Source organism: Rhodanobacter sp. Root179 (assembly GCF_001428465.1).
Lineage (GTDB): Bacteria > Pseudomonadota > Gammaproteobacteria > Xanthomonadales > Rhodanobacteraceae > Rhodanobacter.
Window position 1 is genome coordinate 21,328 of record NZ_LMHR01000075.1, and the last position, 25,483, is coordinate 46,810.

Sequence of the window (25,483 nt, forward strand, 5' to 3'; positions counted from 1 at the left end):
TAATTTCGACAGGGATGGAAAGAACACAACTGCAAATCACGCATCCGGCAGCACGTGATCAACCGGGGGGAATCACCGCTGACTCCAGAAGGACGCACATCAAATGGGGATCAAGAAATGACTCATCTGCCTCACGTCTCTAACCGCAAGCCGTTGTATGCCGCGCTCGCTCTGGTGACCTTGTCGTTTGGCGGGTCCCTGGGGCTGTCCGGGGTTGCCGATGCTGCACAGGTATCGCCGCCGGCGGGAAGCGCGCCAGCGACACCGCCGTCCGGGCAAGCTGCAGACAACGCAAAGGCAACCAGGTCAGGCAAGAAAAAGGCCGCGGAGAAAACAAACCCCACCAATCTGCAAGCGGTCGTCGTTACCAGCTACACGCAGTCGATCGACCAGAACATGCTGGAAAAACGCGACGCGAATTCCATCGTCGAGGTGATCAACGCGCAGAACATCGCGCAGTTCCCCGCCAAGAACATCGCCGATGCCCTTGCGCACGTGCCGGGCGTGGTCATCAGCCGTGAATCCGGCGAAGGCAAGACGGTCAGCATCCGCGGCCTTTCGCCCGAACTGACACTGACGGAATTGAACGGCAACTACGTAGCCTCGGCCGATACCTCCGCCGGCCTCACGCGCTCGTTCAACTACACGCTGATGCCGTCCAACATGTTCTCGGACATCAAGCTCTACAAGAGCCTGGAGGCACGCCTGGACGAAGGCGGCATCGGCGGCAACGTGGACCTGCGCACGCGCCGCCCGCTGGAGATGAAGGCGAACGACGGTTTCGTGTCCCTCAACGGGGCGGGCTCCGACAACAGCAGCAGGATCACTCCCCAGGTGTCGGCGCTGTGGTCCTGGAAGAACAAGGACGAGACCTTCGGCGTCCTGGTCGCCGGCACGTACCATAAGCGCCGCGATGTCGACTACACGGCCAACGCGTCGAGCTGGCACTGGTGGAGCAACGACTGCACCGACCACGCCTCGTGTACCGCGCCGCCCACGGACGTGCATGGCAATCCGTACGGCGCCGATGTGGCACCGAACATCGATCTGTGGTCCGGCGGCGGCGTGGTCGACCAGGCCGGCAACGGCTACAACGGTTACTGGATGCCGCAGCAGTTCAGCACCAGCCGGAATCAGCTGGACCTGAAGACCAAGGGCATCCAGGCCACCATGCAGTTCAAGCCCGGCGATCATTTCCTGCTGACGGGCAACTACTTCCGCTTCCAGCGCCAGCAGACCCAGATCACCAACACGCTCGAGATTCCCGAGTGGGGCCTGCCCAGCAACAGCAACTTCACGGACCAGCAGGGCCGGCTGCTTGCGGCCAATGGCCTGACGTTCGATCCGTCGCACACCATCGTCACCGGTGCGAATTACGTGCTTCCGCCCGCGGGCCAGGGCTGCAACGCGCTGACCAACCCCAGCACCGGTGCGGTGCGCCAGCCGGTGGATGTCTGCTCGACCGAGATCCCGTGGCTCAACGGCAACTATTCCGTCGAGAAGGCCACCTCGCAGACACTCAACCTCGAAGGCGAGTGGGACAACGGCGGCGCCCTCAGCGGCACGTTCAACATCGGCCGCACCTGGGCGACGGGCGGCCCGTCGATCGAGCTGGGCATGGCGGCCAAGCCGCGCAACTTCGTCAACGGCCAGTGGGTGGACGGCAGCAACGGTGCCGCGTGGACGCTGGACGGCAAGCCGACCATCACCGCCTCGCCGGAGGTGCTGCAGAACATGCTGGCGGGTGCGGGACAGGTGGATCTCGGCTCGACCGGCTCCAACATGGTCAACACCGACACCTCGCAGAATTTCGCCCAGGCGGACTTCACGCTGGCTCTCGGTTCCAGCTGGATGCAATCGCTGCAATTCGGCGTCAAGTATCGCGACAACCACGCCGAACAACAGAGCAACGAGGTCCGCTGGTACTGCAAGGGCACCACGGAGCAGTTCCAGACCTGCGATCCCAATGCCGGCCAGCTGCCGGCCAGCTTCCTCCTGCCGAACCCACTCGACGGCAACAACGAGGCCTACAACGACAACACCTTCCCGGCGATCAATTTCCCCGCCTACTACAACTACCTCAATTCGACCTACGATCGGGTGATCTACAACAAGCCCCAGAACAAGTCGTCGATCCAGGAAAAGATCTCCGCGGCCTATGTCCAGGCGAACTTCGACACCGGCACGCTGCGCGGCAACGTGGGCCTGCGTTTCGTCAGCACGGAGCAGAACCTCACCGTTGCCGACGAGGTCACCACCAACAACGCGGTGTATTACCACGACGCGGCGGGCAACATCCTGATCTGCCCGGCCTCCGGCGTGAATGCCGGCGGCGGCGCCTGCGCGCCCGGCGACTTCCAGTACCTTCCGCGCGAGCAGGCGGTCGTCGAGGCCTACACCAACGCCTCTACCCGCAAGCGCTACAACAAGCTGCTGCCGAGCTTCAACATCGCATGGACCTTCGCCGATGACTTCGTGCTGCGTGCCGCCGGCTCGCAGGCGATGGCCCGCGCCAACTACACCGACCTGGCCCAGCTCGGCAGCCTGACCAACAACACCGTGGACTATTACAACGACCGCAAGCAGTTCGGCGCCCCGCCGCCGGGCTGGTACGGCAGCGGCGCGAATGCGGACCTGAAGCCGTTCACGGCCACCCAGTTCGATCTGGCGGGCGAGTGGTATTACGCGCCGCACTCGGTCGTCGGCATCGACCTGTTCCAGAAGAAGGTGAAGAATTTCGTCGTGCCGGTCACCGTCAACAACATCACGGTGGACGTCGGCGGCACGCAGGAGAATTTCCTGCAGTACAGCACCAATGCCAACGGCCGATCGGGCACGTCCAAGGGCATCGAGCTCTATACGCAACACACCTTCGACTCGGGCTTTGGCTACATCGCCAACTACACGCTCAACAAGACCAACGAAACCCCCGTTTCGCTGGGCGATACCCAGGTCGGCAAGTCGGAGCTGATCGGCAGTGCCAAATACGCCGCCAACGTGTCGCTGTTCTATGAAAAGCATGGGCTGTTGTTGCGTGCCAGCGACAACTGGACCGGCCGCACCATGCAGGGCCTGGCCGCGGGGCTGCCCATCTACTCGCAGCCGTACCACCAGATCGATCTGAACGGCGACTACGAGTTCAACAAGCACCTGATGGTGACCGCGTCGATCATCAACCTGACCAAGTCGACGCCCCATTCGTACCTGGGCTCGGACACCCGGGCACGGTTGAACTCGCTGGAGTACGCCGGCCGCCAGTATTACGTGGGCCTGACGTACAAATTCGGCGATGGCGGTTAAGCAGGAAGTATGCGTGGGGCCGGGCCTTGTCGCCCGGCCCCAAGACCGCCCCTCGTTCTGGAAGCCCCATGTTTCCCTCTCTCGCACGTTCCCGCGCACCGTTCCGCAACGGGCGCACCATCCTGGCCGTGATGCTGGCGACCTTCGCGGTCCCATGCATCGCCGCAAACCATCCAGTCCATGGCGGCAGGTCTGCGCAGGAAAAACCGTCTGTCGATGAAGCCAATCCGCTGGTCGGCACCGCACCATTGGACCGGCAGGTGTTGATCGGAAACGCGCCTCCGCCAGGCGAGCCGCTTTACACGGGCATGACCACGCCGGGCGCGAGCCTGCCGGAAAGCGCGACGGAAGCGGCCCCGGTCAACATCAATGCCGATCTCGGCTTCGCCACGGGCGTGCCCGTGGCCTATGACTACCGCCGCCCGGCGATGGTCGGCTTCACCGGCGGCGGTTCGACCTATGGCGCGCGCGGTGAACCCATGGTCATGCCGGTGGTGGGCGACTGGACCGTGCCGCCGGACTACGCGACGTCGTACTACGACAAGGCGACCGAGAAGGCATCACCCGGTTACTACGCGGTCGACCTCGCGACGTTCCACACACGCGCCGAACTCACGGCGACGCAGTGGACCAGCCTGATGCGCTTCACGTTCCCCGAGAGCCACCGCTCGAATGTCGTGGTGAACCTGCGGCGCGGAGGCGGCGACGTCGAGGTGGTCGGTGACCACACCCTGCGCGGTGTCGCCACCGCCGGGCGCCGGGACAGGGACGCGGATGGCCCGTTCTTCGTGGCCGAGTTCTCGCGGCCCTTCACCCGCTTTGGCACCTTCCGCGCCGAGATCACCGACAAGGACGAAGGGTTGGGCAGGGAAGACGTGCAGGCTGGCCGCCGCAAGATCTCGGGTGATTATGCGGGCGCCTATCTCACCTTCGACACCAGGGCAGGCGAGCAGGTGGTGGTGCGCATCGCCCACGGCCATAGCGCCGAAGAAGCCGAGCAGCGGCTGAGGGCACAGGACAGCGACGCGGACTTCGACCGCGTGCACGCCAGGGCGCGTGCGGCGTGGGCGCAACTGTTCGATCGCGTCGAGGTGACCGGGGGCACGCCGAAGCAGCGCACGCTTTTCTATTCCACGCTCTACCACTCCTTTGCCAGCCCGCGCATGATCGCCCGCAAGGGTGAGCACTATACGGACGCCGACGGCCATGACCAGGTCGCGGACTACGATCACTACGGGCCGGTGCCGTTCTGGGATACGGGACGCAACCAGATCGTGCTGCTGATGTTGCTCCAGCCGAATGTCGTGAAAGACATCATGCGTTCCGAGCTGGACCGCGCCCGCGAGCGCGGCTACATGAACACCTCGTTCCATGGCGACCACGCGGTGTTCCTCTACGACGGTGCGTGGCAGCGCGGCATCGATTTCGATTACGCCGGCGCCTACGAGTACCTGCGCAAGAACGCCACCGATCCGAAGGGGCCGCGTGGCTACCTGGCCGAGTATGCAAAGCAGGGCTGGATCTCCGACGTCGTGCCGGACGGAAACCCCAGCCCGCCTTACGCCGGTGGCAAGGCGGGCGTCGCCACCACGCTTGAATACGCGTGGGATGACCATGCACTGGCGGATTTCGCTCGACGGCTCGGCAAGACGGAGGATGCGGCGATGTTCGAGCGCCGCGCTTCGAACTACCGCAACGTATTCGATCCGTCGGTCGGCTTCATGCGCGGCAGGACCGCCGACGGCAAGTGGATCTCGCCGTTCGATCCGGCCGAGCCGTACTACAACTTCATGATGAAGGAAGCGTCGGGGTGGTCCACGCTGTGGCTGGTGCCGCATGACGTGCAGGGTTTGATCGACCTGCTCGGCGGACGCGACGCGTTCAATGCCAAGCTCGATGCCTTCTTCTCCACGCCTTACCAGCCCAAGGGCATCTGCCGCGACTGCACGGGCGTGATCGGCCAGTACGTGCAGGGCAACCAGCCGGACCAGCAGGCGGCCTATCTCTATGCCTGGAGCGGCCAGCCCTGGAAGACGCAGGCGCTGACGCGCCGCATCCTCGCCGACTTGTATGGCAGCGATGCCACCGGCTACGGCTACCCCGGCATGGACGACCAGGGCTCCACCTCATCCTGGTACGTGCTCAGCGCGATGGGCTTCTATCCGGTCGATCCCTCCAGCCCCGACTACATCCTCGGCAGCCCGATCTTCGACCGGGTCCGCCTGCGCATGGGCAACGGCAAGGTGCTCGAGATCGACGCGCGCAACAATTCGGCGAAGAACATCTACATCCAGTCCGCGACGCTCAACGGCAAGCCGTGGACCAGGCCCTGGTTCAGCCATGCGGACATCGCCAACGGCGCCACCCTGGTGCTCACGATGGGTCCCGAGCCGAACAAGGCCTGGGGCGCCGGCCCGCACGATGCGCCGCCTTCCATGATGGCGCGGGGCGAGACTCACGAGGAATAGCAGATGACGTGGAGCATCAAGACATGGCGTGCGCGCGCCTGGATCGGCATGACCGTGGCCATGGGTTTTGCGTCGATGGCGATGGCGGCGGACAAGCCTGCCACGTGGAGCGGCAAGGTGGCGCCGCTGGCGACACCGTGGACGGCCGAAGTGTCGCCCGGCAACGCGTTGCCCGACTATCCGCGGCCGCAGCTGGCGCGCCCGTCACTGGAACATCCCCGGTGGATGAGCCTGAACGGCCTGTGGCAGTACGCGGCGGTTGACGGTCGCACGGCGCCGCCGTTCGGCCAGGCGCTTAAGGACTCGGTGCTGGTGCCGTATCCGATCGAATCGGTGCTCTCGGGCGTGCAGATGCATGCGGACTTCATGTTCTACCGGCGACTGGTGGACGTCCCGGCGGACTTCACGGCGCACGGCCAGCATGTGCGGCTGAACTTCGGCGCGGTGGCCCAGGACGCCACGGTGTATGTCAACGGCAAGCAGGTGGTCCGGCATACGGGCGGCTATACGTCCTTCGGCGCGGACATCACGCAGGCGCTTCGCCCGCAAGGCCCGCAGGAGATCGTCGTCGCGGTGCATGCGCCGGTGGACGGCGCCAATGTGATGGTCGGCAAGCAGCGGCTGAAACCCGAAGGCATCTTCTACACCGCGGCCTCGGGCATCTGGCAGTCGGTGTGGCTGGAACCGGTGCCGGCGACCAGCCTGGCGCAACTGACCTTCACGCCGGCGCGCAGCCTGGATGGCTTCACGGTGACTGCGAAGCTGCAAGGCGGTAGCGGGGACGCCACGCTGCATGTCGTCGCCTACGCGGATGGCAAGGCGGTGGGCGAGGCGAGCGGACCGGCCGGCAAGCCGCTGCGCCTGGCCATCCGTCATCCGCGCCTGTGGAGCCCGGCGAATCCCTTCCTGTACATCTTCAAGGCCACCCTCGCGCAGGGCGACCAACGCGATGAAGTGACCAGCTATGCCGGCCTGCGCACGATTGCCGTGGAGAAGGTGGGTGGGCGCAACCGCATCGTGCTGAACGGCAAGCCGACCTTCCTGCTGGCCACGCTGGACCAGGGCTACTGGCCGGACGGCATCTACACCGCGCCCACCGACGCGGCGCTCAGGTTCGACATCCGGAAGACCAAAGACCTGGGCTTCAACACCATCCGCAAGCACATCAAGGTGGAGCCGGCGCGCTGGTACTACTGGGCCGATCGCATCGGCATCATGGTGTGGCAGGACCTGCCGGCACTGCCGACCGGGAGCAACGACAAACTCAGCGATGCCGACAAGGCCGGTTTCCGAGCCGACGTCTCGGCGATCATCGAGCAACTCAAGGGCGAAACCTCAATCATCGGCTGGATCCCGTTCAACGAGGGCTGGGGCCAGTGGAGCATCCCGGCCGCGGCCGAACTGGCAGCGCAAATCAGGCAGCTCGACTCCTCGCGTCTGGTCGATGCGCGTAGCGGTGCCAATTGCTGCGACACCAAGGGAGATCCGCACGCCGGCGACGTCTACGACGTGCATGACTACCAGGGCCCCGGCCTGCCCAGCCCGGACGCGACGCGCGCCTCCATGGACGGTGAGCATGGTGGCCTGACCCTGGGCGTTCCCGGTCATGTCTGGCCCAACACGGCCATCAACCCGTACGGCGATGTGAAAGACAGCGCGGCGCTGACCGCCGGCTACGTCGCCAATACCGCCGTGCTGCGCGACAAGGGTCCAGCCATCGGTGTGTCCGGCAGCGTCTATACGCAGATCACCGACGTCGAAGGCGAGCACAACGGCTTGTTCACCTACGACCGCAAGGTCGAGAAGGTGGACGCTGCCAAGGTGCGTGCGATCAACGCGGAGACGATACGCGCCAATGGGCAACCCTGAGACTCGCGTGCGGCAGGTCCCGGCCCCTTCGCCCGCCTGCCGCCACGGCTGAACCGACGGGCGCGATAGCGCCCGACCCGGTCAGGGCGCCAGCAGGGTTTCAAACGATCTTCCCGCCGTTCGACATCCGGCGGGTTCGCGATTTTCCGTCAGGCGGGCGAGGGTGCCGCCAGTTCAGGCAGGCGATCAGGCCAGCTTCTTGTACTTCACCCGGTGCGGTCGCGCGCCTTCGTCACCGAGCCGGCGCTTCTTGTCGGCTTCGTACTCGTTGTAGTTGCCGGGGAAGAACTCGACGTGCGAGTCGCCCTCGAACGCGATGATATGGGTGGCGATGCGGTCAAGGAACCAGCGGTCATGCGAGATCACGATCGCGCTGCCGGGGAATTCCAGCAACGCGTCTTCCAGTGCGCGCAGGGTTTCCACGTCCAGGTCGTTGGACGGTTCGTCGAGCAGCAGCACGTTGCCGCCCTGCAGCAGGGTCTTGGCCATGTGCAGGCGGCCGCGTTCGCCGCCGGACAGGCTGCCGACGATCTTCTGCTGGTCGGTGCCCTTGAAGTTGAAGCGGCCGATGTAGGCGCGCGACTGGATCTCGAAGTTGCCGATGGTGAGGATGTCCGAACCGCCGGAGACTTCCTGCCACACGTTGTTCTTCGGATCGAGCGCGTCGCGCGACTGGTCGACGTAGGCCAGCTTGGTGGTGTGGCCCAGCTTCACCTCGCCGGTGTCCGGCGTTTCCTTGCCCATGATCATCTTCATCAGGGTGGACTTGCCGGCGCCGTTGGGACCGATCACGCCGATGATCGCACCCGGCGGCACCTTGAACGACAGGTCCTCGATCAGCACGCGGTCGCCGAACGACTTGGTCACGTTCTTGAACTCGATCACTTCCTGACCCAGGCGCTCGCCCGGCGGGATGAAGATTTCATTGGTTTCGTTGCGGCGCTGGTAGTCGACCGAGTTCAGTTCCTCGAAGCGGGCCAGGCGAGCCTTGCCCTTGGACTGGCGGCCCTTGGCGGCCGAACGCACCCATTCCAGCTCCTTCGCGATCGCCTTCTGGCGCGACTTCTCCTGGTTCGCTTCCTGCTTCAGGCGGGCGTCCTTCTGCTCCAGCCACTCGGTGTAGTTGCCCTTCCACGGAATGCCGCGGCCGCGGTCGAGTTCGAGGATCCACTCGGCGGCGTTGTCGAGGAAGTAGCGGTCATGGGTGACCGCCACGACGGTGCCCGGGTAGTCGTGCAGGAATTTTTCCAGCCAGTCGACCGACTCGGCGTCCAGATGGTTGGTCGGTTCGTCGAGCAGCAGCATGTCCGGCTTGGACAGCAGCAGGCGGCACAGCGCCACGCGGCGCTTTTCGCCGCCGGACAGCGGGCCGATGACGGCGTCCCAAGCGGGCAGGCGCAGCGCATCGGCGGCCACTTCGAGCTGGCGTTCCAGCGCATGCGCGTCGTTGGCGGCCAGCAGGTTTTCCAGCTGTTCCTGTTCCTTGGCCAGCTTGTCGAAATCCGCGCCGTCTTCGGCGTAGGCGGCGTAGACCTCTTCCAGTCGCTTCTGCGCGTCGAGGATCACGGAGACGCCTTCCTCGACCACTTCACGCACGGTCTTCTCGGGATTCAGGTCCGGCTCCTGCGCCAGGTAGCCGATCTTGGTGCCCGGCTGCGCGCGCGCTTCGCCCTGGAAGTCGGTATCCACGCCGGCCATGATCTTCAGCACGGTGGACTTGCCCGCGCCGTTGACGCCGAGCAGGCCGATCTTGGCGCCGGGGAAGAAGCTGAGCGAGATGTCCTTGATGATCTGCCGTTTCGGCGGAACGATCTTGCTGACACCGTTCATGGTGTAGATGTACTGCGAGCTCATGCAACCTCCGAAAGCGGGCACCGCGCCGCCGACAGGCGGGCGCGGAAAGGGAATTCACCAAACCGGGCATTATAAGCGAGGAGGGGATGGAGTGCCTTTTCGCCAGGACGAAAAGGCACTCTGACGCCGCTCAGGCCTACCCGGCTATTTGCGCCGTCGCGGCGGAGCGGGCGCCGGGGCCAGGCCGGCCAGCAGCAGGTCGAGCAGTTGGGCGAACGCCGCGTCCTCGCCGGGTTGACCCCAGAGGTGGGAAAGCCCCGGGTAGTGGAAGCGCGCCGTGGCATCGAACAGGGCTCGTGCGGTGGCGGCGGGATCGAGCTGGCGGAAGTCGCCACTGGTCACGCCGGCGGCAAGGATCGAGGCGATCTGCTGCTGCATGCGTCCCTTGTGCTCGGCGATGGTCTCGCCCGCTTCCGCCGCCAGCGCGCTGTAGGTGGCGAACAGCTCGGGGTCGCCCAGCACGTTGTCACGCTTGGTCTGGCGCAGGGTGGAGAACCACTGGCGCAGGCGCGCCGGCACCGGCGTGCGGCTGTTGGCGATCGCCTGCAGCGGCGCCATCGACCGCGCCAGCCAGCCGCGCAGGACCGCCTCGCGCAGCGCCGCCTTGCTGGCGAAATGCCGGTACACGCTGCCGTGGCTGACCCCGAGCGCCTGCGCCACGTCGACCACGGTCGCCTTGCCGGGCCCGTAGCGGCGCAGGACATCCTCCGCGGCAGCGAGGATGCGTTCGGGGGTGAGGACGGAGTCGTTCATGCCGCCGATTCAAGCACATCGAGCGTGGCGCAGACGAGTTCGTCCGCCACGTAACCCAGCGGGATGCGGCCGCACACGTGCTCCGTCGAGCGCTTCTCGAAGCCGATCCAGCCGCTGTTGAAGCCGTCCAGCATGGCGATGCGCGGTGCGGTGCGATCGGCCGGCATGCCCTCGTCCACGAAGCGCGCCGCCCATTGCTCGCGCGGTATCGCGATCGTTTCCACGTCGTGCTCCAGCACGGCGGCCAGCGACTGCGCCATGTCGAGCGGGCTGTAGCGTCGCGGACCCTCCACCTCGATCACCCGGCGACCGAACCAGGTTTCCTCCAGCGTGCTGGCGACGGTGCGGCCGACGTCGTCGGTGGAGACCATCGGTATCGGGCGGTCGAGCGGCTGCAGGTGGCTGGCAAGCCGCCCCTCGAATTGCGCCAGCGGCACATCCCAGCGCAGGTTTTCCATGAACCAGGCGGCACGCACGTAGGCACGCGGCATCGGCAGCGCGTCCAGCGCCTGTTCCAGCAGATGCAGCTGGGTGATCAGGCCCAGGTCGCGTTCCTGCTGGGCGCCGATCGAGGATAGCGCCACGATCTTCGGCGGCCGTGCCTTGCGCAGGGCGGCGGTCAGCGTGTCGATCAAGGCGCGCGGTTCGGCGAAGTCGGCATCGGGCGTGAAGTTGGCTGGCAGCATCACGAACACGCCTTCGACGCCGGTGAAGGCCGCGGTCAGCGCCTTCGCGTCCGACCAGTCGGCGACGGCGATCTCCACGCCGCGGGCGGCCCACGCCGCGGCCCTGCTCCTGTTGCGCACGATGGCGCGCACGCGCTCGCCGCGCTCCAGCAGGTACTTCGCGGCGGCGCTGCCGACCTGCCCGGTGATGCCCATGATGGCGTACATGTGATGTCCTCGAAGAAGGGAGGGAGGGTGTCCAGCGGTGTCGGGCTGGCTGTCGGGCGCCGCCGCGAGCGCAGGGGATGGCCGTTGCCGGTTGGCGGGTCGGCCCGAGGGCTGTGTTCGACGCGTGCCGATGTTAGACAATTGACTGACAGATTTCAATATCTGTCAGTCAATTATTCAAACCATGCCTGCGCCGGGACGCCATCAGTGGCCGGAAACGCCCGTCGGGGCTACACTTTCGAACTTCCCCGCCCGCCACTCACGAGGTCAGAATGTTCCCCAAGGACTGCACGATTGCCGGTTACGACGACGAACTGGCCAAGGCCATCGCCGATGAAGGCCGCCGCCAGGAGGATCATGTCGAGCTGATCGCCTCGGAGAACTACGCCAGCCCGCGAGTGATGGAAGCGCAGGGTTCCAAGCTGACCAACAAGTACGCCGAGGGTTACCCGGGCAAGCGCTACTACGGCGGCTGCGAGTACGTGGACGTGGCCGAGAAGCTGGCGATCGACCGGCTGAAGCAGCTGTTCGACTGCGACTACGCCAACGTGCAGCCGCATTCCGGCTCGCAGGCGAACCAGGCGGTGTACCTGGCGCTGCTTCAGCCGGGCGACACGATTCTCGGCATGTCGCTCGCCCATGGCGGCCATCTCACCCATGGCGCCAAGGTCAACATCAGCGGCAAGCTGTTCAACGCGGTGCAGTACGGTGTCGATGAAAATGGCCTGATCGACTACGACGAAGTGCAGCGCCTCGCCACCGAGCACCAGCCGAAGATGCTGGTCGGCGGCTTCAGCGCCTACTCGCAGGTGGTCGACTGGGCGCGCATGCGCCAGATCGCCGATTCGGTCGGCGCGCTGTTCTTCGTCGACATGGCCCACGTCGCCGGCCTGGTCGCCGCCGGCGTGTACCCGAGCCCGCTGCCGCACGCGCACGTGGTCACCTCGACCACCCACAAGACCCTGCGCGGTCCGCGCGGCGGCATCATCGTGAGCAAGGGCGCCGGCGAAGAGATCGAGAAGAAGCTGCAGTCGATCGTGTTCCCCGGCATCCAGGGCGGCCCGCTGATGCACGTGATCGCGGCCAAGGCGGTGGCGTTCAAGGAAGCGCTGGAGCCGGCGTTCAAGACTTACCAGGCCCAGGTGGTGAAGAACGCCAAGGCGATGGCGAAGACCTTCATCGAGCGCGGCTACAAGATCGTCTCCGGCGGCACCGAAAACCACCTGATGCTGGTCGACATGATCGGCAAGGAAGTCACCGGCAAGGCGGCCGAGGAAGCGCTGGGCAAGGCGCACATCACGGTCAACAAGAACGCCGTGCCGAACGATCCGCGCAAGCCCTTCGTCACCTCCGGCCTGCGCGTCGGCTCGCCCGCCGTCACCACCCGCGGCTACATGGAAGGGGACGTGATCGAACTGACGCAGTGGATCTGCGACGTGCTGGACGCGCCGGACGACGAGGCGGTGATCGCCCGCGTGCGTGAGGCGGTGACGGCGCAGTGCAAGAAGTTTCCGGTCTACGGCTGAGCCATCGGCATGCACGCGCTTCAGGTCGGGTTGATCGGTGACCACAACGATGAAGTGGTCGCCCATCGCGCCATTCCGGTGGCATTGGACATGGCGGCGGCCGCCTGCGGCGTGGCGGTCGAACCGATATGGGTACCGACCGAACAGGTCGGTGATGGCGCGTCGCTGGCGGAGTTCGATGGACTGTGGTGTGTGCCGGCCAGTCCGTACCGCAGCATGGACGGCGCGCTCACGGCGATCCGGGTGGCGCGCGAGCGACACGTTCCGTTCCTGGGCACCTGCGGCGGCTTCCAGCACGCCATGATCGAATATGCGCGCAACGTACTCGGCTGGGCCGACGCCGAGCATGCCGAGACGGCGCCGCAGGCCCGGCGCCAGGTCATCGTGCCGCTGCTGTGCTCGCTGGTCGAGGTGACCGATGCCGTGCACCTGGTCGAGGGCTCCCGGCTGGCGCGGGCCTATGGCGTCAATGAGATCACCGAGGGCTATCACTGCAGCTACGGCTTGAGTCCCGATTTGCGGGAGGCGCTTGCGGACGGTCCGTTGCGGGTCTGTGCCGTGGACGATGCGGACGATGTACGCGGGGTCGAACTGGACGGCCATCCGTTCTTCGTCGCCACCCTGTTCCAGCACGAGCGGGGCGCCTTGCAGGGACGGTTGCCGCCCGCCGTGCGTGCTTTCGTGCAGACGATGGCCGACACTTACTGACCATGCACTGCCCCTTCTGCCAGCACGAAGACACCCGCGTGATCGATTCGCGACTGACCGAGGATGGCAGCACCGTGCGTCGCCGGCGCGAGTGCCCGCAGTGCGGCGAGCGCTTCAATACGTACGAGACCGCCGAGCTGAAATTGCCGACGATCGTGAAGAGCGGCGAGCGGCGCGAGACGTTCGACGAGCGCAAGCTGCGGGTGAGTTTCGAGCGTGCGCTGCAGAAGCGGCCGGTGGCCAGCCACGACGTGGATGCCGCGGTGCGCGCGATCATCAACGACCTGCGCCGCAGCGGCGAGCGCGAGGTGCCCTCGCGCCAGCTCGGCGAGCTGGTGATGCGCGAGCTGAAGAACCTCGACCAGGTCGCCTACGTGCGCTTCGCCTCGGTCTATCGCAAGTTCGAGGACGTGCAGGCCTTCCGCGAGGAGATCGAGCGGCTCGAGCGCGACCTGCCGGGACTGGCCGATCTGCAGCTGCCCCTGCTCGGTGGCGGCAAGCGCGAAGGCAAGTGACGGATTCCTTTTCGGCAGTTGATCGCGCCCACATGGCGCACGCCCTGCGCCTGGCCGAGCATGGCCTGTTCACCACCCAGCCGAATCCGCGGGTCGGCTGCGTCATCGCGCATGGCGACGACGTGGTCGGCACGGGTTTTCACCAGCGTGCCGGCGAGCCGCATGCGGAGGTCTTCGCGCTGCGCGAAGCGGGCGGGTCGGCGCGCGGCGCCACCGCTTATGTGACGCTGGAACCCTGCGCGCATCACGGCCGCACGCCGCCTTGCGCCGATGCGCTGGTCGCCGCGGGCGTGCGCCGTGTGGTGATCGCCAGCGAGGACCCGTTCCCGCAGGTCAACGGCCGCGGCATCGACCGGCTGCGCGCGGCCGGCATCATGGTCGAGACGGGCCTGCAGCGCGAGGCGGCCCGCGAATTGAATGCGGGCTTTTTCAGCCGGATCGAGCGTGGCCGTCCGTTCGTGCGGGTGAAGCTGGCGATGAGTCTGGACGGGCGCACGGCGCTGGCCAACGGCGAATCGAAATGGATCACCGGCGAGGCCGCGCGTGCCGACGTGCAGCGCTGGCGCGCCCGCAGCTCGGCGATCCTCAGCGGCAGCGGCACCGTGCTGGCCGACGATCCGCGACTCACCGTGCGGCTGGACGGGGACGAAGAGTTCAGCCCGCCGCTGCGCGTGGTGCTCGATCGTCAGCTGCGCACGCCGCCCGGCAGCCACGTGCTGGACGGAGCGACGCCGACCCTCGTCCTGCATGGCGCCGCGGCATCTTGTGCGGACGAGCGTTTCGCCCGGATCGAGCGGATGGCCGTGGCGACACGGGGCGACATGATCGACCTGCACGCCGTGCTCGGCCTGCTGGCCGGGCGCGGCTGCAACGAGGTGCATGTCGAGGCCGGCCCCACGCTGTGCGGCGCGCTGTTCGCCGCCGGCCTGGTCGACGAATTGCTGTTGTATGTCGCGCCGATCCTGCTGGGCGACAGCGCCCGGCCGCTGCTGCAACTGCCCACCCTCACCGACATGGCGCAGCGCTGGCAGCTCACGCTGCGACAGCAACAACTGCTGGGCGCGGACTGGCGATTGCAGCTGCGTCCAGCCTGAGCAAGGTGTTGTGGCACCCGGGTGAACACTGCATTCGCCGCGGTAACATGCGGTCGCGCCACGCCGCGGTGCTAGAATTCGCCGTCGGCCTCGGCCGGCAACCATGCACAGCGTCTTCAGGGCGGGGCGAAATTCCCCACCGGCGGTAGGTTCCTCGGAACGAGCCCGCGAGCGCTTCCGGCCAGGCCGGAAGGTCAGCAGATCCGGTCAGACTCCGGAGCCGACGGTTGGAAGCGGGCGACCGCTTCCTCACAGTCCGGATAAAGAGAAGACGGCCAGACGCGCGCCCTTGCCGGTGCGCGTCTGGCCTGATGCCTTGTGGCGTACTCGCTTAACTTCATGCGGGATACGTTTCATGAAAGCCATTGCGTCCATGCAGTCCACCGCCCTCCCGCCGGAGGTGCGCTGATGTTCACCGGCATCATCCAGACCGTGGGCCGCGTCGTGCGGCTCGAACCGCGCGGCGGCGACGTGCGCCTGCATGTCGACACCGCCGACCTCGACCTCGTCGATGTGCAGCTCGGCGATTCCATCGCCGTCTCCGGCGTCTGCCTCACCGCGATCACGCTGGAGCCGCGCGGCTTCAGCGCCGACGTCTCCAACGAGACCCTGTCGCTGACTTCGCTGGGCCAGCTGAAGGCCGGCGATCCGGTGAACCTGGAAAAGGCCTTGCGGCTGGTCGACCGCCTCGGCGGGCACCTGGTGTCCGGCCACGTCGACGGGCTGGGCAAGGTGGTGTCGATCACCCCGGACGGCCGCTCGCAACGCTGGACGTTCGAGGTGCCGGCGACGATCTCGCGCTACATCGCGGCCAAGGGTTCAGTCTGCATCGACGGCACCAGCCTCACCGTCAACGAAGTCGCCGGGTCACGATTTGGCGTCAACCTGATCCCGCACACGGTCGAGCACACCGCGTTCCACGCACGTCGTGCCGGTGACGCGGTGAACATCGAGGTGGACGTGATCGCGCGCTATGTCGAGCGGCTGCTGGCCAGCGGCGAGGCGCCGCGGCTGGATGAGGCGTTCCTCAAACAGCACGGCTTCGCCTGAAGACGAGAAGTGAGTGGAGAGGAGTGAGAAGTGAGAGAAAGCATCTCGATGCCGCGGCTCTCTCTCACCTCTCACTCCTCTTCACTCACTCCTTCATTTATCGCGATCAAATCAAACCTTCCCGGACCCCCACCATGCCCTTCAACACCATCCCCGAAATCCTCGAAGACATCCGTGCCGGTCGCATGGTGGTGATCCTCGACGACGAAGACCGCGAGAACGAAGGCGACCTGATCATGGCCGCGCAAATGGTGCGGCCCGAAGACATCAACTTCATGGTGCGCGAGGCGCGCGGCCTGGTCTGTGTCACCCTGACCGAGCAGCGCACGCGCCAGCTGGGCCTGAAGCCGATGGTCAGCGACAACACTTCGTCCTACCACACCAACTTCACCGTCTCGATCGAGGCGGCCGAAGGCGTCACCACCGGCATCTCGGCGCATGACCGCGCGCGCACCATCCAGGTCGCCGTGAAGAACGACGCGAAGCCGCAGGACCTGGCCCAGCCCGGCCACATCTTCCCGCTCACCGCGCAACCCGGCGGCGTGCTGACCCGGGCCGGCCACACCGAGGCCGGTTGCGACCTGGCCGCGCTGGCTGGGCTGGAGCCGTCGGCGGTGCTGATCGAGATCCTGCATGAGGACGGCTCGATGGCGCGTCGGCCGGAACTGGAAGTCTTTGCGGCCAAACATGGACTGAAGATCGGCTCGATCGCCGACCTGATCCGCTACCGCCTGGAAACCGAGAAGACCGTGCAGCGCGTGCACGACGAAATGGTCGAGACCGAGTTCGGCATGTTCCGGCTGGTCGCCTATCGCGACGTGATCCGCCGCGGCCTGCACTACGCGCTGGTGCGCGGCACCGTCGATGACGGCGCGCCGGTGCTGTCGCGCGTGCACGTGCGCAACACCTTGTCCGACGTGCTGCACCTCAAGCGCGACGACCTCGGCCTCACCGTGACCTCGGCCCTGCGCCGGATCGCCGACGAGGATCGCGGCGTGTTGCTGGTGCTGTCCGGCGAGGACACGCCAGAAGCCTTGCTGGCAAGGCTGCAGCGCCAGCCCAGCACGCAGGCCCCGGAAGATGCGCAACAGCAGGAGTGGCGCCAGCTGGGCCTGGGCGCGCAGATCATGGGCGATCTCGGCGTGCGCCGGCTGCGCGTGCTGGGCACGCCGCGCAAGCTGGTCGGCCTGGCCGGCTTCGACCTGGAAGTCGTCGAATACGTGTAGGAAAAGCGCCGAGCATTGCCACGCAATGCCCATGCCACGACCGCATAATCCAGCTTTCCGTCATCGACCATGCCCATGTCCGCAACCCGCATCCGCCTGATCGCCCCTTCCGGCTACCCGCACGATCGCGCCGCGATGACGCGTGGCGTGGAACGCCTGCAGGCTGCAGGTTGCACGGTGGACGGACTGGAAGTGCTCGATCGCACCGAGCAACGCTACGCAGGCAGCGACGCCGAGCGCGCGGCCGACCTCAATGCGCTGGCGACGCTGGACGTGCTGCCCGACATCGCGCTGGCGATCCGCGGCGGTTACGGCGCCACGCGTTTGCTGGCGGGGCTGGATTACGAGGCGCTGCGCGAGCGCCTGCAGGGCAGCAACACCTTGCTGGTCGGCTACAGCGATTTCACCGCCGTGCAGCTGGCGCTGTACGCGCGCAGCGGGCTGTGCACGTTCAGCGGGCCGATGCTGGGCGCCGATTTCGGCGCGGCGACGCCCAGCGATTTCACCTGGCGGCATTTCTGGGACACCGTGCGTGCGCCCTCGGCGCAGCTCGAGTGGAACACGGCGCCCGACGCCGAACTCGACGTGGAGGGCCCGCTGTGGGGCGGCAACCTGGCGGTGCTGTGCAGCCTGGTCGGCACGCCATATTTCCCGGACATCGACGGCGGCATCCTGTTCGTCGAGGATGTCGGCGAGCCGCCGTTCCGCATCGAACGCCTGCTGTACCAGCTGCACCTGTCCGGGGTGCTGGGGCGACAACGGGCGCTGGTGCTGGGCGACTTCAGCCAGTGCCGTCCCAGCGGCTACGACAACGGTTACGGCCTGGCCGAAAGTTTCGAACAGATCCGCCGGGCCAGCGGTGTGGCCGTGATCGGAGGCCTGCCGACCGGCCACGAGCCCGACAAATTCACCTTGCCCTTTGGCGCGGCGGCGCGCTTGCGCGTCTCGGGCGGCAAGGCCCGGCTCAACTTCGGCGGCTATCCGCACCTGCCGCCCGGCGTCTGAGCGCTTTGCTCCTCCCCCTGCATGCAGGGGGAGGTTGGGAGGGGGTAAGGCTTTTGACATTCAGATCAAGAGCGGACCCCACCCCAACCCCCCTGCGCAGCAGGGGAGGGAGCCAAACGGGCAGGATCCTCGGCAAACCCGTAAAATGCCCGGTCTGCCTGGGCCGCGCGTCCAACCAAGGAAATCTGCAATGAAGATCATCGAAGGCGATTTCGCCACGCCCAAGGGCCGTTTCGCCATCGTCGCCGGCCGTTTCAACGGCTTCGTGGTGGAACCACTGGTGGCCGGCGCCCGTGATGCGCTGGTGCGCCACGGCGTCAAGGACGATGCGATCGACCTGATCCGCGTGCCGGGCGCGTGGGAAATCGCGCTGGCCGCGCACAAGCTGGCCAACTCCGGCAAGTACGCGGCGGTGATCGCGCTGGGCGCGGTGATCCGCGGTTCCACTCCGCACTTCGACTACGTCGCCGGCGAATGCGCCAAGGGCCTGGCCCAGGCCGCGTACAGCTCCGGGGTGCCGGTGGCGTTCGGCGTGCTGACCACCGACAGCATCGAGCAGGCGATCGAGCGCTCGGGCACCAAGGCCGGCAACAAGGGCGCCGACGCCGCGATCGCCGCGCTGGAGATGGTCAACCTGTACGGGAACCTCGGATGAACCAGGGCATCGACATGCAGGCGCGCTCGCGCGCCCGCCGCCGCGCGCTTCAGGCGTTGTACGCGTGGCAGCTCAGCGGCAGCCACATGAATGCGGTGATCGACCAGTTCCGCCACGAGCAGGACATGGAAGTGGCCGACCTGGAGTATTTCGAGGACCTGCTGCACGGCGTGGAGAAGAACGTCGACGCGCTCGACGAAGTCCTGCGGCCGCACATCGACCGCGAGGTGGCCCAGGTCGATCCGATCGAGCGCGCGGCCCTGCGCCTGGCCGCGTATGAACTGAAGTTCCGCCCCGACGTGCCATACCGGGTGGTCATCAACGAGGCGATCGAGGTGACCAAGCGCTTCGGTGCCGACCACGGCCACAGCTACGTCAACGGCGTGCTGGACAAGCTGGCCGGCGAGTTGCGCGTGATCGAGAAGCAGCACGGCCGCTGACCACCGACCGGGGCCGGCCGATGGAATTCCGACTGATCGAACGCATCCGCGAACTCACCGCCCAGGCGCGTGACGACGTGCAGCTGGGCATCGGCGACGACGCCGCGCTGCTGCTGCCGCCGGTCGGACAGCATCTGGCGGTCGCGCTGGACACCCTGGTCGAGGGCGTGCATTTCCCCCGCGGCACGGCTGCCGCCGACATCGGCTGGAAGGCGCTGGCGGTGAATCTTTCCGACCTTGCCGCGATGGGTGCCAGCCCGGCGTGGGCCTTGCTGGGGCTGACCCTGCCCAAGGCGGATGCCGACTTCGTCGAAGGTTTTGCCGAAGGCTTCGGCAAACTGGCCAGGCCGCATCGACTCGCCTTGGTCGGCGGCGACACGACGCGCGGTCCGCTGGCGATCAGCGTAACCGTGCATGGCTTCGTGCCGCCGGGCAAGGCATTGATCCGGGGTGGCGCGCGCGTCGGCGACGCGGTGCTGGTGACCGGCACGCTGGGCGATGCCGCGGCGGGTTTGCAGGCGTTGCAGCAACCGCTGTCCGATGACGACACCCGCGCCGGCCTGCGTGCCTTCCTGATCGAACGGCTCAACCGGCCCACACCGCGCCTGTCCGCCGGCGTCGCCCTGCGCGGCCAGGCCAGCGCCTGCGTCGACGTCTCCGACGGCCTGGTCGCCGACCTCGGTCACATCTGCAACAGCAGCGGCGTAGCCGCGGAAATCGACGCGGCACTGCTGCCGCGATCCTCGGCATTGATGGCGCTGTACGACGAAGCGGCTGCGCTGCAGTGCGCGCTGGGCGGCGGCGACGATTACGAACTCTGCTTCACCGTGCCGGCGGCGCGGGTGGCCGACGTGCAGGCCGACCTGTCACGGCTGGGCTGTGGCGCGACCCGGATCGGGCGCATCGTCGAAGGCGCCGGCGTGCGCGTGCGCGGCCTCGATGGCGAGTGGATGAACACGGATCGGCCCGGCTGGGAGCATTTCGCGTGAGCGCAAAGAAAACCTTGAGCACCGAGCAACGTCGCGCCTTGCTGGCCACGCCCGCCGGCTGGCTGGCCTCGGGTTTCGGCTCGGGCCTGGCGCCGGTGGCGCAAGGCACGTTCGGCTCGCTGGCCGCGCTGCTGCCGTGGTTGTGGCTGCGCGAACTGTCGTTGCCGATCTACGTGGTGATCGTGCTGGCAGGTTTCGCGCTCGGCGTATGGGCATGCACCGCGGCCGGCCGCGCGCTCGGCGTCGACGATCACCGCAGCCTGGTCTGGGACGAATTCATCGGCCAGTGGATCGCGCTGCTGCCGCTGCTGGTGCTGCCGGCGCCGTGGTGGACGATCGCCGTCGGCTTCGTCCTGTTCCGCCTGTTCGACGTGTGGAAGCCCTGGCCGATCCGCTGGCTGGACCGCCGCGTGAAAAGCGGCTTCGGCGTGATGATCGACGACGTGATCGCCGGCGTGTTTGCGGCCATTGTGCTGGCGCTGGCCATCCGCTTCCTGTAGGACGGGCGCTGGGGCCGCGGCCACGTTTCCATACGAAAGCGGCGCCCTTTCCGCGCCGCCGCAGGGCGTTCCGAGGCCGAATGTCATTCCGCAGGCGCGGCTTCGACTTCCTCGCTCCCCAAAGCTGCGACCATCCTTGGTCGCTCTCCACGTGCGCACCTGCGACGCTACGCTCAGCCCGAACGGGGTTCGGGTTCAGGCCCGTGATGCGCGGCCCGCCGCACCTCGATCTCCTTGGGCATAGCCGCGCAGCGGCGGAGTGGAAAGGATCGTTGTCGCCACGCGGCGAGCAACCGCCCGTCACGTGCCCAGGGCGTAGACTTTCAGTTCCCCGTTCAGGAGTCCTCCCATGCAATACCGCCGCCTCGGTACGTCCGGCCTGCAACTTTCCGCGCTGTCGTTCGGCGCCTGGGTCACCTTCGGCAAGCAGGTGGGGCGCGGGGAGGCGCGCGAGCTGCTGGCGCTGGCGCACGATCGCGGGGTGAATTTCTTCGACAACGCGGAGACCTACAACAACGGCGTGGCCGAGCAGGTGATGGGCGACGTGCTGGCTGACCTGCGCTTTCCACGCGACAGTTACTGCGTGTCCAGCAAGGTGTTCTTCGGCGCGGTGGACAAGCCGCTGCCGACCCAGCGCGGGCTGTCGCGCAAGCACGTGATGGAAGCCTGCACGCAGGCGCTGCAGCGCTTGCGCGTGGATTACCTGGATCTGTACTTCTGCCATCGCCCCGATCCGGAGTCGCCGATCGCCGAGACGGTGATGGCGATGGACACGCTGGTGCGCCAGGGCAAGGTGCTGTACTGGGGCACCAGCGAATGGCCGGCCGAGGCGATCCACGAGGCGCACCGGATCGCCCGCGAGAACCATCTATACGCTCCGGTGATGGAGCAGCCGCAATACAACCTGCTGCACCGCGAACGGGTGGAACAGGAGTACGCGCCGCTGTATGCGGCGTACGGCATGGGCACCACGATCTGGTCGCCGCTGGGCTCGGGCCTGCTCAGCGGCAAGTACAACGATGGCGTGCCGGCGGACTCGCGCCTGGCGCAGCCGGATTACGCGTGGTTGCGCGAAAGCGTGCTGGGCAAGGGTGACGAGCGGCTGCGCAAGGTGCGCGCCCTGCAGCCGATCGCCGATGAGCTGGGTGGCAGCCTGGCGCAACTCTCGATCGCCTGGTGCCTGCTCAATCCGCATGTGTCCACGGTGATGCTGGGCGCGAGCCGGCGTGAGCAGCTGGAACAGAATCTGGGCGCGCTGGAAGTGTTGCCGAAGCTGGACGCAACGCTGGCGCAGCGGATCAGGACGATCGTCGAAGCCGCCTGACTGCACGCGGGCGGGCAGGGCGGTTGACAGGCTAATGAGAATCATTATCATCAAAGCCGTCACTCTTCTTTCGTGGATTTGCCCATGTCCGTCCTGTCACTGAGCCATTCCATGCCATCCCGGTCGATCCAGCGGCCGGTGCTGGCGTTGCCCGCCACGTCGCCGGTGGCTGCGCGACGCGTTTCCAGCCACGCGCTGCTGGAAGGCGAGCGCGAGCTGGTGATCCAGCATCAGGGCAGCGAGTACCACCTGCGCCTCACCCGCAACGACAAGCTGATCCTGACCAAATAGCCCTGCGTCGTCCGCGTCCGGGTGGGCGGCGCACATCTCCCCCAGCCTCAGCCAGCGCGTCGCTTGCGGCGCCCGCCGGGCCATTCCGCCCGAGGTGATCGATGTTCGTTCCGCCAGTCCATCGGCTGCAGGATCTGCGGCGGGCCAGGCCGGCCCCGGCCATCCATTGGCGCTGCCTGCGCACGACGCCGGCGCAGCTGGTCGAGCGCCTGCCCGAACTGGGCAGCGTGCTCTACGTGCCGATGCGGCCCGACGGCACGCTGTTGCGCGAATGGCCCCGCGGCCTGCTGGTCGACATGATGCAGCTGGCGCCGCTGCTGCAGACCCGCAGCCTGGCCGCCGCCGGCACGATCACCAGCGAAGGTCCGCGCGAGTGGATCGAATGTCTGGATCGCGAAGACCGCGGTTGTGCCCGCCTGCATCTGTTGCCGGACACCGACTACCTGGCGTGGGATCGATTGCTCGATCACGGTCGGGCGACGCCGGGAAATCGACCTTCGCGCCGACTGCGCCAGCCGCGTCCGGTGTACGCGAAGGTGCTGCGCTTCCACGCCCGCAGGCTGGGCGGCCTCGTCGTGCTGGGCGCCCAACCGTGCCTGCCGATCTCGCCGCTGGGCAGGCAAGTCGCCGGCCAGATCGCACTGGCCGAGGCGGTGCCGCTGCAACTGGCCAGCAGCGACTAGCTCGCGAAAGCCGCGGGTCCCGCATGTTCGTCCGACCGTCCGTCGAGTGTCCGCGGACACCGGAGACGGCCGCGCGGTGTTGCGGAAGTCATTGAAGAAGTTCGAATATTTCTGCGTGCCGATGGTGGCACGCGGATTGCATCGACCTGCCTGCAACCGCGCTGTCCGCGGTCAGGAACGGCATGATGATTCGCGACACTTCTGCGCAGGACAAACTGGTCCAGGTCAAATCCCATCCCAAACGCCGGCTGATCCTGGCGGGCGCCGGCGTGCTGGTGCTGGCCCTGCTGGCCTGGCTGGCGCCAGGGATCAGCCGGATGTTCTCGGCCTCCGCGTCGGTGAGCAGTTCGCGGCTGGCGTTCGCCACCGTCGAACGCGGCCCGTTCGTGCGCGACATCGCCGCCGAAGGCAAGGTGGTCGCGGCGGTCAGCCCGACCCTGTACGCCACTTCCGGTGGTGCGGTCACACTGAAGGTGCACGCCGGCGACACGGTGAAGATCGGCCAGGTGCTGGCGACCATCGTCAGCCCCGAGCTGACCAACAAGCTGGCGCAGGAACAGAGCAACGCCGACGCGATGGAAGTGGATTACCAGCGCGCGCAGATCGACGCGCGCAAGAAGCGCGGCGAACTGCAGAAGGCATTCGACAACGGCAGGATCGACGAGCAGGCTGCCGAGCGCGATCTCGACCGCAACCAGAAGGCCTTTGCCAAGGGTGCCGTGCCGGGGATGGACGTGGACCGCGCCAAGGACGCGCTGCAGAAGGCGAAGATCACCCTGCAGCATGCGCAGGCGGACCTGGGCATGGACAACGCCAGCCTCAACTTCGACATCCAGTCGAAGAAGCTTGCGCACGAGCGCCAGCTGCTGCTGGTGAAGGACCTGCAGCGTCAGGTCGACGACCTCAACGTGAAGTCGCCAGTGGACGGCCAGGTCGGCCAGCTGTTCATCGCCGAGCGCGCCACCGTGGCCAAGGATGCCCAGCTGCTTAGCGTGATCGACCTGTCTGCGCTGCAGGTGGAGATGCAGGTGCCGGAAAGCTTCGCCCGCGACCTCGGCATCGGCATGGCCGGCGAGATCAGCGGCAACGGCCACACCTGGAAGGGCCTGGTCAGCGCGATCTCGCCCGAAGTGGTCAACGGCCAGGTCGCCGCCCGCCTGCGCTTCGAGGGCGAGACGCCGAAGCAGCTGCGCCAGAACCAGCGCCTGTCGGTGCGCGTGCTGCTGGACAAGCGCGACAACGTGCTGACCGTGCAGCGCGGCTCCTTCGTCGACGAATCCGGCGGCAGCTACGCCTACCTGGTGCGCGACGGCATCGCCAAGAAAACCCCGATCCGCGTCGGTGCCTCCAGCATCGACAAGGTGGAGATCCTCGAAGGCCTGAAGGAAGGCGACCGCATCGTGATCTCCGGCACCGACAGCTTCAAGAGCGCGGCCACGGTCGCGATAAGCAACTAAAGACTTTCTCCCTCCCCTGCGTGCAGGGGAGGGCAAAACAACACCACCACCAAAGGACGTAACCATGCTGAAGATGACCCACCTGTCCAAGGTCTACCGCACCGAAGTGGTGGAGACCTATGCGCTGCGCGATTTCAACATCGACGTGAAGGAGGGCGAGTTTGTCGCCGTCACCGGTCCGTCCGGCTCGGGCAAGACCACCTTCCTGACCATCGCAGGCCTGCTGGAAACCTTCACCGGCGGCGCGTACCACCTCGACGGCATCGAGGTGAGCAACCTCAACGACAACGCCCGTTCGAAGATCCGCAACGAGAAGATTGGCTTCATCTTCCAGGCGTTCAACCTGATCCCCGACCTCAACGTGTTCGACAACATCGAGGTGCCGCTGCGCTATCGCGGCATGAAGGCGGCAGAGCGCAAGCAGCGGATCATGGAGTCGCTGGAGCGCGTCGGCCTCGCCTCGCGCGCCAAGCACTACCCGGCCGAACTCTCCGGCGGCCAGCAGCAGCGCGTGGCGATCGCCCGTGCGCTGGCCGGCTCGCCGCGCCTGCTGCTGGCCGACGAACCGACCGGCAACCTGGACACCCAGATGGCCCGCGGCGTGCTCGAACTGCTCGAGGAAATCCACCGCGACGGCGCCACCATCGTGATGGTCACGCACGACCCGGAGCTGGCCGCCCGTGCCCAGCGCAACGTGCACATCATCGACGGCCAGGTGGTCGAGTTGTCCGAGGACCCGCGCTTCCACAGCGTGCACGCGGCCGCCGACGGGGCGCATGGCTGAGAGACAGGAAATGGGGAGTTGGGAATAGGGAATCGTTGAGAGCAAATGCTCGCGAGGCCACCGCTTTCCCACTCCCGATTCCCCATCCCCCCATCCCGG

General features: G+C 66.8%; 22 protein-coding genes and 1 riboswitch. Of the genes, 19 read left to right on the forward strand and 3 right to left on the reverse strand.

Annotated elements, in window-relative coordinates; all coding sequences use genetic code 11:
* The first annotated feature begins 117 nt into the window (after window positions 1–117).
* The 3 genes from ASD82_RS08915 (at window position 118) to ASD82_RS08925 (ending at window position 7,637) form a co-directional block, all read left to right on the forward strand.
* Entirely contained in the window at window positions 118–3,300 is a 3,183-nt protein-coding gene (locus tag ASD82_RS08915) for a TonB-dependent receptor (RefSeq protein WP_056717478.1), read from the forward strand.
* A gap of 131 nt (window positions 3,301–3,431) precedes the next feature.
* On the forward strand, window positions 3,432–5,768 hold the full coding sequence (locus ASD82_RS08920) for a GH92 family glycosyl hydrolase (protein WP_056717479.1): 2,337 nt from the start codon (window positions 3,432–3,434) through the stop codon (window positions 5,766–5,768).
* Window positions 5,769–5,771: 3 nt separating this feature from the next.
* Window positions 5,772–7,637, forward strand: a complete 1,866-nt coding sequence (locus tag ASD82_RS08925) for a sugar-binding domain-containing protein (RefSeq protein ID WP_056717480.1) — start codon at window positions 5,772–5,774, stop codon at window positions 7,635–7,637.
* 186 nt (window positions 7,638–7,823) lie between these two features.
* Here ASD82_RS08925 and ettA read toward each other — a convergent pair whose 3' ends face one another.
* The 3 genes from ettA to ASD82_RS08940 form a co-directional block, all read right to left on the reverse strand.
* The gene (ettA, locus tag ASD82_RS08930; protein WP_056717481.1) at window positions 7,824–9,491 is read right to left on the reverse strand and encodes an energy-dependent translational throttle protein EttA; all 1,668 of its coding nucleotides are present in this window, start codon (window positions 9,489–9,491) and stop codon (window positions 7,824–7,826) included.
* A gap of 144 nt (window positions 9,492–9,635) precedes the next feature.
* On the reverse strand, window positions 9,636–10,244 hold the full coding sequence (locus ASD82_RS08935; RefSeq protein ID WP_056717482.1) for a TetR family transcriptional regulator: 609 nt from the start codon (window positions 10,242–10,244) through the stop codon (window positions 9,636–9,638).
* Entirely contained in the window at window positions 10,241–11,137 is an 897-nt protein-coding gene (locus tag ASD82_RS08940) for an NAD(P)H-binding protein (RefSeq protein WP_056717483.1), read from the reverse strand. The genes ASD82_RS08935 and ASD82_RS08940 overlap by 4 nt, the downstream gene beginning before the upstream one ends.
* A gap of 272 nt (window positions 11,138–11,409) precedes the next feature.
* On the opposite strand from ASD82_RS08940, the gene glyA reads away from it, so the two are divergent.
* The 16 genes from glyA to ASD82_RS09020 all read left to right on the forward strand — a co-directional run bounded on the left by glyA (window position 11,410) and on the right by ASD82_RS09020 (window position 25,384).
* Entirely contained in the window at window positions 11,410–12,663 is a 1,254-nt protein-coding gene (glyA, locus tag ASD82_RS08945) for a serine hydroxymethyltransferase (RefSeq protein WP_056717484.1), read from the forward strand.
* Between the two features lie 9 nt (window positions 12,664–12,672).
* Window positions 12,673–13,371: a CTP synthase gene (locus ASD82_RS08950; protein ID WP_056717485.1), complete on the forward strand. Its 699-nt coding sequence runs from the start codon at window positions 12,673–12,675 to the stop codon at window positions 13,369–13,371.
* 2 nt (window positions 13,372–13,373) lie between these two features.
* Window positions 13,374–13,886, forward strand: a complete 513-nt coding sequence (nrdR, locus tag ASD82_RS08955; protein WP_056717486.1) for a transcriptional regulator NrdR — start codon at window positions 13,374–13,376, stop codon at window positions 13,884–13,886.
* Between the two features lie 32 nt (window positions 13,887–13,918).
* Window positions 13,919–14,980 (forward strand): bifunctional diaminohydroxyphosphoribosylaminopyrimidine deaminase/5-amino-6-(5-phosphoribosylamino)uracil reductase RibD, encoded by a 1,062-nt coding sequence (gene ribD, locus ASD82_RS08960; RefSeq protein WP_056717487.1) that lies wholly within the window; start codon window positions 13,919–13,921, stop codon window positions 14,978–14,980.
* A gap of 108 nt (window positions 14,981–15,088) precedes the next feature.
* A riboswitch (FMN riboswitch) is annotated at window positions 15,089–15,257 on the forward strand.
* A 131-nt stretch (window positions 15,258–15,388) separates the two neighbouring features.
* On the forward strand, window positions 15,389–16,030 hold the full coding sequence (locus ASD82_RS08965; RefSeq protein ID WP_056717488.1) for a riboflavin synthase: 642 nt from the start codon (window positions 15,389–15,391) through the stop codon (window positions 16,028–16,030).
* 134 nt (window positions 16,031–16,164) lie between these two features.
* Window positions 16,165–17,256 carry a bifunctional 3,4-dihydroxy-2-butanone-4-phosphate synthase/GTP cyclohydrolase II gene (ribBA, locus tag ASD82_RS08970; protein WP_056717489.1) on the forward strand — a complete coding sequence of 364 codons (1,092 nt, stop codon included), beginning with the start codon at window positions 16,165–16,167 and terminating at the stop codon, window positions 17,254–17,256.
* 75 nt (window positions 17,257–17,331) lie between these two features.
* Entirely contained in the window at window positions 17,332–18,261 is a 930-nt protein-coding gene (gene ldcA, locus ASD82_RS08975; RefSeq protein WP_056717490.1) for a muramoyltetrapeptide carboxypeptidase, read from the forward strand.
* A gap of 190 nt (window positions 18,262–18,451) precedes the next feature.
* A complete protein-coding gene (ribE, locus tag ASD82_RS08980) occupies window positions 18,452–18,916 on the forward strand; it encodes a 6,7-dimethyl-8-ribityllumazine synthase (protein ID WP_056717491.1) in 465 nt (154 codons plus the stop codon).
* Window positions 18,913–19,356, forward strand: a complete 444-nt coding sequence (gene nusB / locus ASD82_RS08985) for a transcription antitermination factor NusB (RefSeq protein WP_056717492.1) — start codon at window positions 18,913–18,915, stop codon at window positions 19,354–19,356. Before ribE ends, nusB begins: the two co-directional genes overlap by 4 nt.
* A 20-nt stretch (window positions 19,357–19,376) precedes the next feature.
* Window positions 19,377–20,345: a thiamine-phosphate kinase gene (gene thiL / locus ASD82_RS08990; RefSeq protein ID WP_056717493.1), complete on the forward strand. Its 969-nt coding sequence runs from the start codon at window positions 19,377–19,379 to the stop codon at window positions 20,343–20,345.
* Window positions 20,342–20,845, forward strand: coding sequence for a phosphatidylglycerophosphatase A (locus tag ASD82_RS08995; protein ID WP_056717494.1), 504 nt, complete (start codon window positions 20,342–20,344; stop codon window positions 20,843–20,845). The genes thiL and ASD82_RS08995 overlap by 4 nt, the downstream gene beginning before the upstream one ends.
* 349 nt (window positions 20,846–21,194) lie before the next feature.
* Window positions 21,195–22,169, forward strand: a complete 975-nt coding sequence (locus tag ASD82_RS09000; protein WP_056717495.1) for an aldo/keto reductase — start codon at window positions 21,195–21,197, stop codon at window positions 22,167–22,169.
* Window positions 22,170–22,253: 84 nt separating this feature from the next.
* The gene (locus ASD82_RS09005; protein ID WP_056717496.1) at window positions 22,254–22,460 is read left to right on the forward strand and encodes a hemin uptake protein HemP; all 207 of its coding nucleotides are present in this window, start codon (window positions 22,254–22,256) and stop codon (window positions 22,458–22,460) included.
* Between the two features lie 101 nt (window positions 22,461–22,561).
* The gene (locus tag ASD82_RS09010; RefSeq protein ID WP_056717497.1) at window positions 22,562–23,143 is read left to right on the forward strand and encodes a hypothetical protein; all 582 of its coding nucleotides are present in this window, start codon (window positions 22,562–22,564) and stop codon (window positions 23,141–23,143) included.
* Window positions 23,144–23,328: 185 nt separating this feature from the next.
* On the forward strand, window positions 23,329–24,600 hold the full coding sequence (locus tag ASD82_RS09015; protein ID WP_056717538.1) for an efflux RND transporter periplasmic adaptor subunit: 1,272 nt from the start codon (window positions 23,329–23,331) through the stop codon (window positions 24,598–24,600).
* A 64-nt stretch (window positions 24,601–24,664) separates the two neighbouring features.
* A complete protein-coding gene (locus ASD82_RS09020) occupies window positions 24,665–25,384 on the forward strand; it encodes an ABC transporter ATP-binding protein (protein ID WP_056717498.1) in 720 nt (239 codons plus the stop codon).
* The last annotated feature ends 99 nt before the right edge of the window (window positions 25,385–25,483 follow it).